Below are 14,482 nucleotides of genomic sequence, written 5' to 3'. Positions count from 1 at the left end.
AGGCGAACGAAGGCGAGCGGACGTGACACAGAAGGGGCCGCTCAAAGGGCGGGCCGCGAGGCTCGGACGGTTCATGCCGTCGGGGCCCAGCACCGCCGCCCGTACCCCCTTCGTCCTGCTCGTCGTGCTCCTGCTCGGCGGCGGCCTCATCACGCTGCTGCTCCTGAACTCCTCCCTCAACCAGGGCTCCTTCAAGCTCAGCGAGCTGAAGAAGAAGACCACCGAGCTGACCGACGAGGAGCAGGCCCTCCAGCGCGACGTGGACGACTACTCCGCGCCCGACGCCCTGGAGCGGCGGGCCCGCGAGCTCGGCATGGTCCCGGGCGGCAGCCCCGCCTTCCTGGACCCGGACGGCACGGTCCGGGGCAAGCCCTCGAAGGCGTCCGCGCCGCAGCAGCCCGACCCGGCCCCCGCCGCCCCCGTGACGCCTCCCGACGCGACGGGCTCCCCGCTGCCCGGGGGGTCCGCTCCCGCGTCCCCGGGGCCCACCCCGGTGGACCCGCCCTGGAGCACCGTGGAGACGACCCCCGCCACGCCGACGACGACCGCGCCCGCCCCGACGACCTCCGGCAGGTGACCGAAGTGCCCTCCAAGGAGCCCCCGCGCCGCCGCGTCCCCGGCCCCGCCCGGCCCGCGCGCCCCCGACCCGCCGCGGGCCGCCCGGCAGGTCCCGCCGCGCGCCGCACCTCCCGGCCCCCCGCCCGGCCCACGCCGCGCACCATCCGGCTCGGCAGCCCCAAGCCGCGGCTGCGGCTCGTCTCCCTCGGCCTGACCCTCGTCATGCTGGCGTTCGTCGTCCGGCTGCTCCAGGTGCAAGCCGTCGACGCCAGCGCGTACGCCGCCAAGGCGGAGAAGCACCGCTATCAGGAGTACACGCTCTCGGCGGACCGGGGCGAGATCACCGACCGCGCCGGGATCGCGCTGGCGGCCAGCGTCGACGCGTACGACATCACCGCCGACCCCAAGCTCTTCACCCCCGAGGAGTCCAGGCTCCGCGACGCCCCGGAGCAGGCCGCCGCGCTCCTCGCGCCGCTCCTCGGCAAGGAACCCGCCGAGATCGCCAAGAAGCTCCGCACGCCCAAGTCCCGCTACACCCTGCTCGCCCGCAAGCAGACTCCGCAGGTCTGGAAGCAGATCAAGGACCTCAAGAAGGTCTACGAGAAGAAGGCCAAGCCGGCCGAGGGCGGCAACGGCGTCAATCTGCTCGGCGGCATCCTCAGCGAGCCCAGCACCAAGCGCGTCTACCCCAACGGTGAACTCGCCGCCGGGATACTGGGCTACGTGAACGCCGAGGGCCGTGGCGCCGGCGGCCTGGAGTCCATGCTCGACAAGGAGCTGGCGGGCCAGGACGGAAAGATCAGGTTCGCCCAGTCCGGCGGGCGCCGGGTGCCCACCGCGGGCTCCCAGGGCACCCCGGCCGTGCCCGGCTCCGACATCGAGCTGACCATCGACCGGGACATCCAGTGGGCCGCCCAGCGGGCCATCACCGAACAGGTGGCGAAGTCCAAGGCCGACCGCGGCTACGTCATCGTGCAGAACACCAGGACCGGCGAGGTCCTGGCGATGGCCAACGCCCCCGGCTTCGATCCCAACGACCTGTCCGAGGCCAACGCCGCCGCCATGGGCAACGCGGCCCTCCAGGACGCCTTCGAGCCCGGCTCCACCAGCAAGGTGATGTCGATGGCCGCCGTCCTGGAGGAGGGCGCGGCGACCCCCGGCACCCATGTCACCGTCCCCAACCGGCTGCACCGCGGCGACCGGCTCTTCAAGGACGACGTCAACCACCCGACCTGGTACCTCACGCTCAACGGCGTCCTCGCCAAGTCCAGCAACATCGGGACGATCCTGGCCACCGGCCAGCTCGGCCGCACCCAGGCCGAGGCCAACCAGGTCCTCTACTCGTACCTGCGCAAGTTCGGCGTCGGCAGCCCCACCGGACTCGGCTACCCGGGCGAGACCCCGGGCATCCTCGCCAAGCCCCGGGACTGGTCGACCTCGCAGCAGTACACGATCCCGTTCGGCCAGGGCCTGTCGATCAACGCCATGCAGGCCGCCTCGGTCTACTCGACCATCGCCAACGGAGGCGTACGGATCGAGCCGACCCTGATCCGCGGCACCAAGGGGCCGGACGGGCGGTTCACCCCGGCGCCCGCGCCGAAGCAGACCCGGGTGGTCAGCGAGAAGACCGCCAGGACGCTGGCGCAGATGCTGGAGTCCGTGGTCGGCGACGAGGAGGGCACCGGAACCAAGGCCCGTATCCCCGGCTACCGCGTCGCGGGCAAGACCGGAACCGCCAACCGCGTCGACCCCGAACTCGGCCGCTACAAGGGCTACACCGCCTCCTTCGCGGGCTTCGCGCCCGCCGACGACCCGCAGATCACCGTCTACTGCGCCATCCAGAACCCCACCAAGGGCAACTACTTCGGCGGCCAGATCTGCGGCCCCATCTACAAGAAGGTCATGGAGTTCGCCCTCAAGACCCTCCATGTCGCTCCGACGGGCAGCCAGCCCGCCCGGATGCCGGTGACCTTCCAGGCCAGTGAGTGACACTTTCGGGAGCACCAGTGACAACGATCACCCCCGATTCCGGGAACCGGAAATCGAACTCCGACGACGCCCGGGCCTCATTTAGCCCCGCGGCCGGTACGCCCGGTACGCTCACCGCCGTGCCACACGCTGATCAGTACCGAACCGCCCCGCCCCGGCCGGAGCAGGCCCGCCCGACACCCCTGGGCGACCTGGCCGCCCGGCTCGGCATCGAGACTCCCGGTACCGGGGACGTCACGGGGATCACCCACGACTCACGGGCGGTGCGCCCCGGGGACGTGTACGCGGCCCTGCCCGGCGCCAGGCTCCACGGCGCCGACTTCGCCGCCCAGGCCGCCGGACTCGGCGCCGCCGCGATCCTCACCGACCCGTCCGGAGCCGAACGCGCCGCCGCGACCGGTCTGCCGGTCCTGGTCGTCGACGACCCGCGCGGACGCATGGGCGAGCTCGCCGCCGAGATCTACGGCCGACCGGGCGCCGACCTGCTCCAGATCGGCATCACCGGCACCTCGGGCAAGACCACCACGGCCTACCTCGTCGAGGGCGGGCTGCGCGCGACCGGACGCAAGACCGGCCTCATCGGCACGGTCGAGATGCGGATCGGCGACGAGCGCATCAAATCGGAACGTACGACCCCGGAAGCCACCGACCTGCAGGCCCTGTTCGCCGTCATGCGCGAGCGCGGGGTCGAGTCGGTCGCCATGGAGGTCTCCAGCCACGCCCTCGTGCTCGGCCGGGTCGACGGCTGCGTCTTCGACGTCGCCGTCTTCAACAACCTCAGCCCGGAGCACATGGAGTTCCACTCCGACATGGAGGACTACTTCGGGGCCAAGGCGCGGCTGTTCACCCCGGAGCGCAGCAACCAGGGCGTCGTGAACTACGACGACCCCTACGGCCGCAGGCTCGCCAAGGAGGCCTCCGTCCCGGTCGTCACCTTCTCCGCCGAGGGCGACCCGGACGCCGACTGGCGCGCCGAGGATGTCGAGATCGGTTCCCACGGCTCGACGTTCACCGTCGTCGGCCCGCAGGGCGAGCGCGTCTCCGCCACCGCCCCGCTGCCCGGCCCGTTCAACGTCGCCAACACCCTCGCCGCGATCGTCACCCTCGCCGTCGCCGGGCTCGACCCGCAGACCGCCGCCGACGGCGTCGCCGCCGTCCCCGGCGTCCCCGGCCGTCTCGAGCGGGTCGACGCCGGCCAGCCGTACCTCGCGGTCGTCGACTACGCGCACAAGACGGACGCCGTCGAATCGGTCCTGCGCTCCCTGCGCAAGGTCACCGAGGGCAGCCTCCACATCGTGCTCGGCTGCGGCGGCGACCGGGACACCACCAAGCGCGGCCCGATGGGCGCCGCCGCGGCGCGCCTCGCCGACACCGCCGTACTGACCTCCGACAACCCCCGCTCCGAGGACCCCCTCGCCATCCTCGCCGCGATGCTGGCGGGCGCCGCGGAGGTGCCGGCCCACGAACGCGGCGAGGTCGCCGTCTTCGAGGACCGGGCCGCCGCCATCGCCGCGGCCGTCGCCCGCGCGCGGCCCGGCGACACCGTCCTGATCGCGGGCAAGGGCCACGAGCAGGGCCAGGACATCGCAGGAGTGGTCCGCCCCTTCGACGACCGCCAGGTCCTGCGCGAAGCGATTGAACGCAGCCTCAAGAACAGTCAGGGATAAGTTGTGATCGCCCTCTCCCTCGCCGAGATCGCAGACATCGTCGGCGGGCAGTCGTACGACATACCGGATCCGGCCGTGCTGGTCACCGGTCCCGTCGTCATCGACTCCCGCGAGGTGAAGACCGGCAGCCTCTTCGCCGCCTTCGCGGGCGAGCGCGTCGACGGCCACGACTACGCCGAGCGCGCCGTCGAGGCGGGCGCGGCCGCCGTGTTGGCCACCCGACCCGTCGGCGTCCCGGCCATCGTCGTGGACGACGTCCAGACGGCGCTCGGAGCCCTCGCCCGCACCGTCGTCGAACGCCTCGGCACCGACGTCGTGGCGCTCACCGGCTCCGCGGGCAAGACCTCCACCAAGGACCTGATCGCCCAGGTCCTGGAGCGCCACGGCCCCACCGTGTGGACGCCCGGCTCGCTCAACAACGAGATCGGGCTGCCGCTGACCGCGCTGCGGGCCGGTGACGAGACCCAGCACCTGGTCCTCGAGATGGGCGCCCGCGGGATCGGCCACATCCGCTACCTCACCGAACTGACCCCGCCGCGCATCGGAGTCGTCCTCAACGTGGGCAGCGCCCACATCGGCGAGTTCGGCGGCCGGGAGCAGATCGCCCAGGCCAAGGGCGAGCTCGTCGAGGCGCTTCCCCCGGCCGACAAGGGGGGCGTGGCGATCCTCAACGCCGACGACCCGCTCGTGCGGGCCATGGCCTCGCGCACCCGGGCGCGCGTGACGCTCTTCGGAGAGGCACGCGAATCCGACGTACGTGCCGAGAATGTCCGGCTCACAGAGAACGGACAGCCCTCTTTCAGTCTTCACACACCCACCGGGTGCAGTGACGTGACCTTGCGCCTGTACGGTGAGCACCACGTGTCGAACGCGCTCGCCGCGGCCGCCGTCGCCCATGAGCTGGGCATGCCCGTCGAGGAGATCGCCACCGCGCTCTCCGAGGCAGGCACCCTGTCGCGCTGGCGCATGGAGGTCACCGAGCGTCCGGACGGCGTGACGATCGTCAACGACGCCTACAACGCGAACCCCGAGTCCATGCGAGCCGCTCTGCGCGCGCTCGCGGCCATGGGCAGGGCCGCACAGGTCCAGGGGGGCCGCACGTGGGCGGTGCTCGGCAAGATGGCCGAGCTCGGTGACGCATCGCTCGCCGAGCACGACGCGGTCGGACGGCTCGCCGTCCGGCTCAACGTCAGCAAGCTCGTCGCGGTCGGGGACAGGGAAGCGTCCTGGCTGCAACTGGGCGCATATAACGAGGGTTCGTGGGGTGAGGAGTCGGTGCACGTGTCCGACGCGCAGGCGGCGGTCGACCTGTTGCGCAGTGAGCTGCGCCCGGGAGACGTCGTGCTGGTGAAGGCTTCGAGGTCGGTCGGTCTCGAACAGGTCGCCCTGGCACTGCTCGACTCCGAGGGCGAGGTTGCCGGCCGATGAGGCAGATCCTCTTCGCGGGGGCCATCGGGCTCTTCCTGACCCTGATCGGCACCCCGCTGCTCATCAAGCTGCTCGCCCGCAAGGGTTATGGCCAGTTCATCCGCGACGACGGCCCCCGCGGCCACGCGGGCAAGAAGGGCACGCCCACCATGGGCGGCATCTCCTTCATCCTGGCCACGCTCATCGCGTACGCGCTCGCCAAGGTCATCACCGGTGAGGACCCGACGTACTCGGGTGTACTGGTGCTCTTCCTGATGGCCGGCATGGGTCTGGTCGGCTTCCTCGACGACTACATCAAGATCGTCAAGCAGCGCTCGCTGGGTCTGCGGGCCAAGGCGAAGATGGCCGGCCAGCTGATCGTCGGCATCGCCTTCGCGGTGCTCTCGCTGCAGTTCGCCGACCTGCGCGGGCTGACCCCGGCCTCGACGAAGCTCTCCTTCATCGCCGACTTCGGCTGGTCCATCGGGCCGGTGCTGTTCGTGGTCTGGGCGCTCTTCATGATCCTGGCCATGTCCAACGGCGTGAACCTGACGGACGGTCTGGACGGCCTGGCCACCGGCGCGTCGGTGATGGTCTTCGGCGCGTACACCTTCATCGGTCTGTGGCAGTTCCAGGAGTCCTGCGCCAACGCGATGGACCTGACGAACCCCAACGCCTGCTTCGAGGTGCGCGATCCGCTCGACCTCGCGGTCGTCGCCTCCGCGCTGATGGGCGCCTGCTTCGGCTTCCTGTGGTGGAACACCTCGCCCGCCAAGATCTTCATGGGTGACACCGGTTCGCTGGCCCTCGGCGGCGCGCTCGCCGGTCTCGCCATCTGCTCCCGTACGGAGCTGCTGATCGCCCTGCTCGGCGGTCTGTTCGTGCTGATCACCATGTCCGTGGTCATCCAGGTCGGTTCGTTCAAGATGACCGGCAAGCGGGTCTTCCGGATGGCACCGCTCCAGCACCACTTCGAACTCAAGGGTTGGTCCGAAGTCCTTGTGGTGGTCCGCTTCTGGATCATCCAGGGCATGTGCGTGATCGTCGGCCTCGGCCTCTTCTACGCGGGATGGGCATCAGAGAAGTGAGCACGGATCAGCAGGCTGCCGACTGGCAGGGCAGGCACGTCACCGTCGCGGGTCTGGGCGTCAGCGGGATCCCCGCCGCCCGGGTCCTGCACGGCCTCGGCGCGGTCGTGACCGTCGTCAACGACGGTGACGACGAGCGCTCCCGGGCGCAGGCGGCCGAACTGGAGGCCGAGGGGATCACCGTCCGCCTCGGCGACGGTGCGACGCTGCCCGAAGGCACCGAGCTGATCGTCACCACGCCCGGCTGGCGGCCCGACAAGCCCCTCTTCGCTGCCGCCGCCGAGGCGGGCGTGGAGGTCTGGGGCGACGTCGAGCTGGCCTGGCGGCTCCGGGGCCCCGGAGCCGCTCCCTGGCTCGCGGTCACCGGCACCAACGGCAAGACCACGACCGTACGGATGCTCGCCTCGATCCTGGAGGCGGCCGGTCTGCGGACCGCCGCCGTCGGCAACATCGGCGTCTCGCTCCTCGACGCCGTCCTCGGCGACGAGACGTACGACGTGCTCGCCGTCGAACTCTCCAGCTACCAGCTCCACTGGGCGCCCTCGCTGCGCGCCCACTCGGCGGTGGTGCTCAACCTGGCGCCCGACCACCTCGACTGGCACGGCTCCATGGAGGCGTACGCCGCCGACAAGGGCCGGATCTACGAGGGCAACACCGTCGCCTGCGTCTACAACGTCGCCGACAAAGCCACCGAGGACCTGGTGCGCGAGGCCGACGTCGAGGAGGGCTGCCGGGCGATCGGCTTCACCCTCTCCACCCCCGGCCCCTCCCAGCTCGGCGTCGTCGAGGGCATCCTGGTCGACCGCGCCTTCGTCGAGAACCGGCAGAAGCAGGCCCAGGAGCTGGCGGAGGTGGCCGACGTCCAGCCCCCGGCGCCCCACAACGTCGCCAACGCGCTCGCCGCGGCCGCCCTGGCCCGCGCCTTCGGCGTCGAGCCCAAGGCCGTACGGGACGGACTGCGAGCCTTCCGGCCCGACCCGCACCGCATCGAACTGGTCGAGGACGTCGACGGCGTCGTGTACGTCGACGACTCCAAGGCCACCAACACGCACGCGGCGGAAGCCTCCTTGGCCGCCTACGACCCGATCGTCTGGATCGCCGGCGGACTCGCCAAGGGCGCGACCTTCGACGAACTGGTCCAGAAGTCGGCCGAGCGCCTGCGCGGGGTCGTGCTCATCGGCGCCGACCGCGCCCTGATCCGCGAAGCCCTGGCGCGACACGCCCCCGAGGTCCCGGTGGTGGAGCTCGACCGGACCGACACTGGGGCGATGTCTGCGGCGGTCCAGGAGGCGGCTGGGCTCGCCCGGCCGGGTGACACGGTTCTGCTGGCACCGGCCTGCGCCTCGATGGACATGTTCGCCAATTACAACAAGCGGGGCGAGGCGTTCGCGGACGCGGTCCGCGCCCTCGCCGCCACCGGGCGCGCCTGACCTGACCAGCCAACAGGTCCGGCCGCGCCGGGCACGACCGGAGGGCACAGCGACCATGCCGAGCAGAACCGCCGGGCCACGCCGGCCGTCCGCCGTACGCGGCGGGGGCCGCGCGCCCGCGCCGCCCCGGAAACCCGGCGGCGGTGGCGGGGTACGGCAGCTGTACGAGCGGGCGCGCCGTGCCTGGGACCGGCCGCTGACCGCGTACTACGTGATCCTCGGCGCCGGGCTGCTCATCACCACCCTCGGACTGGTGATGGTCTACTCCGCGTCGATGATCACCGCCCTCCGCTACGAACTGGCTCCCTCGTACTTCTTCGGCAAGCAGTTCCTGGCCGCGCTCATCGGCGCGGGGCTGTTGTTCCTGGCCTCCCGGATGCCGGTCAAGCTGCACCGCGCGCTCGCCTACCCGCTCATCGTCGGCACCGTCTTCCTGATGGTGCTCGTCCAGATCCCCGGGATAGGGCACGCGGTCAACGGCAACCAGAACTGGATCTATCTGGGCGGACCGTTTCAGCTCCAGCCCAGCGAGTTCGGCAAGCTGGCGCTGATCCTCTGGGGCGCGGATCTCCTCGCCCGCAAGCAGGACATGCGGCTGCTGACCCAGTGGAAGCACATGCTCGTGCCGCTGGTCCCCGGCGCCTTCCTGCTGCTCGGGCTGATCATGCTCGGCGGCGACATGGGCACCGCGATCATTCTCACGGCGATCCTCTTCGGGCTGCTGTGGACCGCCGGCGCACCCACCCGGCTCTTCGCCGGTGTCCTCGCCGTCGCGGCCGCCATAGGGATCCTGCTCATCAAGACGAGCCCCAACCGGATGCGGCGGTTCGCCTGTATCGGGGCGAGCGAGCCCGGCGGCGAGGGGGACCCCTGCTGGCAGGCCGCGCACGGCATCTATGCTCTGGCGTCGGGCGGATGGTTCGGTTCCGGGTTGGGCGCCAGTGTGGAAAAATGGGGCCAACTACCCGAAGCGCACACCGACTTCATCTTCGCCGTCACCGGTGAGGAATTGGGTCTGGCGGGGACGCTGTCGGTACTCGCCCTGTTCGCGGCTCTAGGCTATGCGGGTATCCGCGTGGCCGGACGCACGGAGGACCCCTTCGTGAGGTACGCCGCGGGAGGCGTGACCACCTGGATCACGGCGCAGGCCGTGATCAACATCGGTGCGGTGCTCGGTCTGCTGCCGATCGCCGGAGTCCCGCTCCCGCTGTTCTCCTACGGAGGGTCGGCCCTGCTGCCGACCATGTTCGCCGTCGGGCTGCTGATCGCCTTCGCGCGACAGGAACCCGCGGCGAAAGCGGCCCTGGCCATGCGGCGCCCCGGCTGGGGCAAGCGGGCCGGGGTGAGATGGAAGTCGATGCGACGGCGCGTCAAGAAGCGTCCGTCCGGAGAGCGGTGAATTTCGGTGCATGTCGTACTCGCCGGTGGGGGGACCGCCGGCCACATCGAGCCCGCGCTCGCCCTCGCGGACGCCCTGCGCAGGCAGGACCCGAGCGTGGGAATCACGGCGCTCGGCACGGAGAAGGGTCTGGAGACCCGGCTCGTGCCCGAGCGGGGCTACGAGTTGGCGCTCATCCCCGCCGTGCCGCTGCCCCGCAAGCCCACCCCCGAGCTGATCACCGTCCCCGGACGGCTGCGCGGCACGATCAAGGCGGCCGAGCAGATCCTGGAGCGGACCAAGGCGGACTGCGTGGTCGGCTTCGGCGGCTATGTGGCGCTGCCCGGCTATCTGGCCGCCAAGCGGCTCGGGGTGCCGATCGTCGTCCACGAGGCCAACGCCAGGCCCGGCCTGGCCAACAAGATCGGCTCGCGGTACGCGGCCGGGGTCGCCGTCGCCACCCCGGACTCCAAGCTGCGTAACGCCCGCTACATCGGGATCCCGCTGCGGCACACGATCGCCACCCTCGACCGGGCCCGGGTCCGGCCCGAGGCGCGCGCCGCGTTCGGGCTCGACCCGAACCTGCCGACGCTGCTGGTCTCCGGCGGCTCGCAGGGCGCACGCCGGCTCAACGAGGTCGTCCAGCAGATCGCCCCGGTGCTCCAGCGCTCGGGCATCCAGATCCTGCACGCGGTCGGTCCCAAGAACGAACTGCCGCGCGTCGACAACATGCCCGGAATGCCGCCGTACGTGCCGGTACCGTACGTGGACCGGATGGATCTCGCGTACGCAGCGGCCGACATGATGCTCTGTCGCGCGGGCGCGATGACCGTCGCGGAGCTCTCCGCCGTCGGGCTGCCCGCCGCCTATGTCCCGTTGCCCATCGGCAACGGCGAACAGCGGCTCAACGCCCAGCCGGTGGTCAAGGCCGGCGGCGGACTCCTCGTCGACGACGCGGAGCTGTCGCCGCAGTGGGTGCAGAGCAACGTCCTGCCCGTGCTGGCCGATCCGCACCGACTGTACGAGATGTCCCGCGCCGCCGCCGAGTTCGGCCGCAGGGATGCCGACGACCTGCTCGTCGGCATGGTCTACGAGGCGATCGCCGCACGCGGACAGGCGTAAGGAGCGGCGGGCGAGCGAGCCGAAGGGGCGCCGATGGCGCCCCGGAGGCGAGCCGAGCCTCGAAGAGACGGAAGGCAGGAGACGCCAGGTGGCAGCCGGACCGACGACCGCCGAGAAGAGCGGTACGAGCGAACCGAAGAGGTCGTCGGAGCGGCCGCCCCGTCCGGGTTCCCGGGAGCGCCGGTTGCGGGTGCCCGGCCCGCGCGGGCTGATGATCGCACTGGCGCTGATCGCGCTCGTGGCGGGCGGAATCTGGGTGCTCTACGGATCGAGCTGGTTGCGGGTGGAACGGGTGTCGGCCTCCGGCACCGAGGTTCTGACGCCGCGTGAGGTGGAGTCGGTCGCAGCCGTACCGATCGGAGCTCCGCTGATCTCCGTCGACACGGGGGTGATCGAGGAACGACTTCTGGAGAAATTTCCCCGTATCGACACAGTGGAGGTCGAGCGCTCCTGGCCGCAGGGAATCAGTCTGAAAGTGACAGAACGGAAGCCGGTTCTGCTGGTGGAAAAGGGCGGAAAGTTCACCGAAGTGGACTCCTCCGGAACCCGTTTCGCCACCGTCGACAAGGCGCCCGCCGGCGTACCGAAAGTCGTTCTGGACATCGCCTCGTCGCCGAGTCTGCGACGCTTCGACGGGGACCGTCTGCTGCTCGAAGCCGTACGCGCGACGGGCGAACTCCCCGGAAAGATCCGCGCGGACACGCGTGTCGTCCGGGTCGCCTCGTACGACTCCATCACCCTGGAGCTCAGCGGCGAGCGCACGGTCTTCTGGGGCAGCGGCGAGGACGGTGCGGTCAAGGCCCGCGTACTCACCGCCCTGATGAAAGCAACACCCAAAGCGGGGCACTTCGATGTGAGTGCCCCCACCGCCCCTGCGTCGTCAGCGAGTTGACGCGCATCACCGCTGGCCAGCACCCTGGTTGGCCAGCGCTACGGGTGATCACATAGGGTGAAAAGAAAAACGGGAGGTTCGGCGTGTTCGTTGAACGTGCGCCACTTGTCGACTTAGTGTCCTGTTCGGAAGAGTCCAGCGAACAGAGACACTGGTAACCCTAAACTTCAACGTTAGGGTTGGGGTCGGCGTTTCGGACCGTCCCATCGGCATCCGTCGTCGCAGCGCGACTACCACCGCGAAGCGGCGACACGTAACTCGAGGCGAGAGGCCTTCGACGTGGCAGCACCGCAGAACTACCTCGCAGTCATCAAGGTCATCGGTGTCGGCGGCGGTGGTGTCAATGCCATCAACCGAATGATCGAGGTCGGTCTCAAGGGCGTCGAGTTCATCGCGATCAACACGGACGCGCAAGCCCTGTTGATGAGCGACGCCGACGTCAAGCTCGACGTCGGTCGTGAACTCACCCGCGGCCTCGGGGCCGGGGCCAACCCGGCAGTCGGTCGCAAGGCGGCAGAGGACCACCGTGAGGAGATCGAGGAGGTCCTCAAGGGGGCCGACATGGTCTTCGTCACCGCCGGCGAAGGTGGCGGCACCGGCACCGGCGGCGCGCCCGTCGTCGCCAACATCGCGCGCTCGCTCGGCGCCCTGACGATCGGTGTGGTCACCCGGCCGTTCACCTTCGAGGGTCGCCGCCGGGCCAACCAGGCGGAGGACGGCATCGCCGAACTCCGCGAAGAGGTCGACACCCTCATCGTCATCCCGAACGACCGGCTGCTCTCGATCTCGGACCGCCAGGTCTCCGTGCTCGACGCCTTCAAGTCGGCCGACCAGGTGCTGCTGAGCGGTGTGCAGGGCATCACCGACCTCATCACCACCCCCGGTCTGATCAACCTCGACTTCGCCGACGTCAAGTCGGTCATGTCCGAGGCCGGTTCGGCCCTCATGGGCATCGGTTCCGCCCGCGGCGACGACCGCGCGGTGGCCGCGGCCGAGATGGCGATCTCCTCGCCGCTCCTGGAGGCGTCCATCGACGGTGCCCGCGGTGTGCTGCTCTCCATCTCTGGCGGCTCGGACCTCGGTCTCTTCGAGATCAACGAGGCCGCGCAGCTGGTGAGCGAGGCCGCCCACCCCGAGGCCAACATCATCTTCGGTGCCGTCATCGACGACGCCCTGGGCGACGAGGTGCGGGTCACGGTCATCGCGGCCGGGTTCGACGGCGGCCAGCCGCCCGCCCGCCGGGACAACGTCCTCAGCTCGGCCTCGGCCAAGCGCGAGGAGCCGGCCCCGGCGCCGCGCGCCACCGAGCGTCCGCTCGGCGGCCTCGGCACGGTCACCTCGCGGGACGAGCCGGCCCCGTCGGCCGAGCCGGCGCCGGCGGTCAACGAGACCCCGCAGCCGCCGGTGACGCCGCCGGTGGTTCCGCCGGCCCGCCCGTACCCGGACACGTCGGCCGAAGAGCTGGACGTTCCGGACTTCCTGAAGTGATAGACCGGCTCGACCCCGTGAGCGGCGCGCACTTCGCTTTCACCGACAGGTGGGGCGGGGTGAGCGCCGTTCCGTACGAGGAGCTCAACCTCGGCGGCGCGGTGGGGGACGACCCCGAAGCCGTCGCGGCCAACCGGGCCAAGGCGGCCGCGGCCCTGGGGCTCGACCCCGGCCAGGTCGTCTGGATGAACCAGGTGCACGGCCGCGAGGTGGCGGTGGTCGACGGACCGTGGGGCGAGCGCCCCGTTCCGGAGGTCGACGCGATCGTCACCGCCAGGCGCGGACTCGCCCTCGCGGTCCTCACCGCCGACTGCACACCCGTCCTGCTCGCCGACCCGGTGGCCGGAGTGGCGGCCGCCGCCCACGCCGGGCGGCCCGGGATGGTGGCGGGGGTCGTCCCGGCCGCCGTGCGGGCCATGATCGAACTCGGCGCGGAGCCGTCCCGTATCACCGCCCGTACCGGACCCGCCGTCTGTGGACGCTGCTACGAAGTGCCCGAGGAGATGCGGGCGCAGGTCGCGGCGGTCGAGCCGGCCGCCTTCGCGGAGACGAGCTGGGGAACCCCGGCCGTCGACGTCACCGCCGGGGTGCACGCCCAGCTCGAACGGCTCGGTGTCACCGACCGGCAGGTCAGTGAGGTCTGCACCCGGGAGTCGGGCGACCACTTCTCGTACCGCCGCGATCGCACCACGGGGCGACTCGCGGGATATGTCTGGTTGGACTGATATGACGGATCGTAAGACGGAACTCGCCGAAAACCTGGCACGGGTGGAGGAACGTATCTCTGCCGCCTGCGCCGCGGCCGGGCGCAAGCGGGAGGACGTGACCCTGATCGTGGTCACCAAGACCTACCCCGCGAGCGACGTCCGGTTGCTGCACGAACTCGGCGTGCGCGACGTCGCCGAGAACCGGGACCAGGACGCGGCCCCCAAGGCCGCCGCGTGTGCGGATCTGGACCTCCGCTGGCATTTCGTCGGTCAGTTGCAGACCAATAAGGTCCGTTCTGTGACGAGTTATGCGGATGTCGTGCAGTCCGTCGACCGCTTGAAGCTCGTCACCGCGCTGTCGACGGCGACGGAGAAGGCCGGGCGCGAGCTCGGCTGTCTCGTCCAGGTCGCCCTCGACGCCGAGTCGGGCGAGCGGGGCGAGCGCGGCGGCGTGGCGCCGGACGGCATCGAGGAGTTGGCCGCCGCCGTGGACGCCGCTCCGGGACTCAGGCTCGACGGACTGATGACCGTCGCGCCGCTCGCCGGCCCCTACGCGGGGCGGCAACGTGCGGCGTTCGAGCGGCTGATGGATTTGTCGACTGCCCTGCGCGCGACCCGTCCGGCTGCGAACATGGTGTCCGCGGGGATGAGTGCGGACCTCGAGGAGGCCGTGGCGGCCGGAGCGACACATGTGCGCATCGGTACGGCGGTACTGGGTGTCCGCCCCAGGCTCGGGTAACGTCGCGAAGCAAGTCG

General features: G+C 70.9%; 12 protein-coding genes. All 12 read left to right on the top strand.

The genetic code is table 11. The annotated features are described in order from the left end of the window. The first annotated feature begins 73 nt into the window (after positions 1–73). Complete coding sequence (locus ABZY12_RS10615; RefSeq protein WP_356889012.1) at positions 74–577, top strand: septum formation initiator family protein; 504 nt, start codon at positions 74–76, stop codon at positions 575–577. A gap of 5 nt (positions 578–582) precedes the next feature. Then, positions 583–2,547: a penicillin-binding protein 2 gene (locus tag ABZY12_RS10610; RefSeq protein ID WP_356889011.1), complete on the top strand. Its 1,965-nt coding sequence runs from the start codon at positions 583–585 to the stop codon at positions 2,545–2,547. 119 nt (positions 2,548–2,666) lie between these two features. Next, the gene (locus ABZY12_RS10605; protein WP_356888918.1) at positions 2,667–4,214 is read left to right on the top strand and encodes a UDP-N-acetylmuramoyl-L-alanyl-D-glutamate--2,6-diaminopimelate ligase; all 1,548 of its coding nucleotides are present in this window, start codon (positions 2,667–2,669) and stop codon (positions 4,212–4,214) included. Between the two features lie 3 nt (positions 4,215–4,217). Further along, on the top strand, positions 4,218–5,642 hold the full coding sequence (gene murF / locus ABZY12_RS10600) for a UDP-N-acetylmuramoyl-tripeptide--D-alanyl-D-alanine ligase (RefSeq protein ID WP_356888917.1): 1,425 nt from the start codon (positions 4,218–4,220) through the stop codon (positions 5,640–5,642). Further along, positions 5,639–6,709, top strand: a complete 1,071-nt coding sequence (mraY, locus tag ABZY12_RS10595; RefSeq protein WP_356888916.1) for a phospho-N-acetylmuramoyl-pentapeptide-transferase — start codon at positions 5,639–5,641, stop codon at positions 6,707–6,709. Before murF ends, mraY begins: the two co-directional genes overlap by 4 nt. Continuing rightward, the gene (murD, locus tag ABZY12_RS10590; RefSeq protein ID WP_356888915.1) at positions 6,691–8,139 is read left to right on the top strand and encodes a UDP-N-acetylmuramoyl-L-alanine--D-glutamate ligase; all 1,449 of its coding nucleotides are present in this window, start codon (positions 6,691–6,693) and stop codon (positions 8,137–8,139) included. Before mraY ends, murD begins: the two co-directional genes overlap by 19 nt. Before the next feature lie 55 nt (positions 8,140–8,194). Continuing rightward, complete coding sequence (gene ftsW / locus ABZY12_RS10585; protein WP_356888914.1) at positions 8,195–9,538, top strand: putative lipid II flippase FtsW; 1,344 nt, start codon at positions 8,195–8,197, stop codon at positions 9,536–9,538. Positions 9,539–9,544: 6 nt separating this feature from the next. Further along, complete coding sequence (gene murG, locus ABZY12_RS10580) at positions 9,545–10,639, top strand: undecaprenyldiphospho-muramoylpentapeptide beta-N-acetylglucosaminyltransferase (RefSeq protein WP_356888913.1); 1,095 nt, start codon at positions 9,545–9,547, stop codon at positions 10,637–10,639. An 88-nt stretch (positions 10,640–10,727) separates the two neighbouring features. Continuing rightward, positions 10,728–11,531, top strand: a complete 804-nt coding sequence (locus tag ABZY12_RS10575) for an FtsQ-type POTRA domain-containing protein (protein ID WP_356888912.1) — start codon at positions 10,728–10,730, stop codon at positions 11,529–11,531. 279 nt (positions 11,532–11,810) lie between these two features. Next, positions 11,811–13,019, top strand: a complete 1,209-nt coding sequence (gene ftsZ / locus ABZY12_RS10570; protein ID WP_356888911.1) for a cell division protein FtsZ — start codon at positions 11,811–11,813, stop codon at positions 13,017–13,019. Then, entirely contained in the window at positions 13,016–13,744 is a 729-nt protein-coding gene (gene pgeF / locus ABZY12_RS10565; protein ID WP_356888910.1) for a peptidoglycan editing factor PgeF, read from the top strand. The genes ftsZ and pgeF overlap by 4 nt, the downstream gene beginning before the upstream one ends. A gap of 1 nt (position 13,745) precedes the next feature. Then, positions 13,746–14,465: a YggS family pyridoxal phosphate-dependent enzyme gene (locus ABZY12_RS10560; protein ID WP_356888909.1), complete on the top strand. Its 720-nt coding sequence runs from the start codon at positions 13,746–13,748 to the stop codon at positions 14,463–14,465. Positions 14,466–14,482 lie beyond the last annotated feature (17 nt).

The organism is Streptomyces sp. NPDC006551 (genome assembly GCF_040611675.1).
Taxonomy (GTDB): domain Bacteria; phylum Actinomycetota; class Actinomycetes; order Streptomycetales; family Streptomycetaceae; genus Streptomyces.
This window is presented reverse-complemented; position numbering and strand designations above follow the sequence as displayed.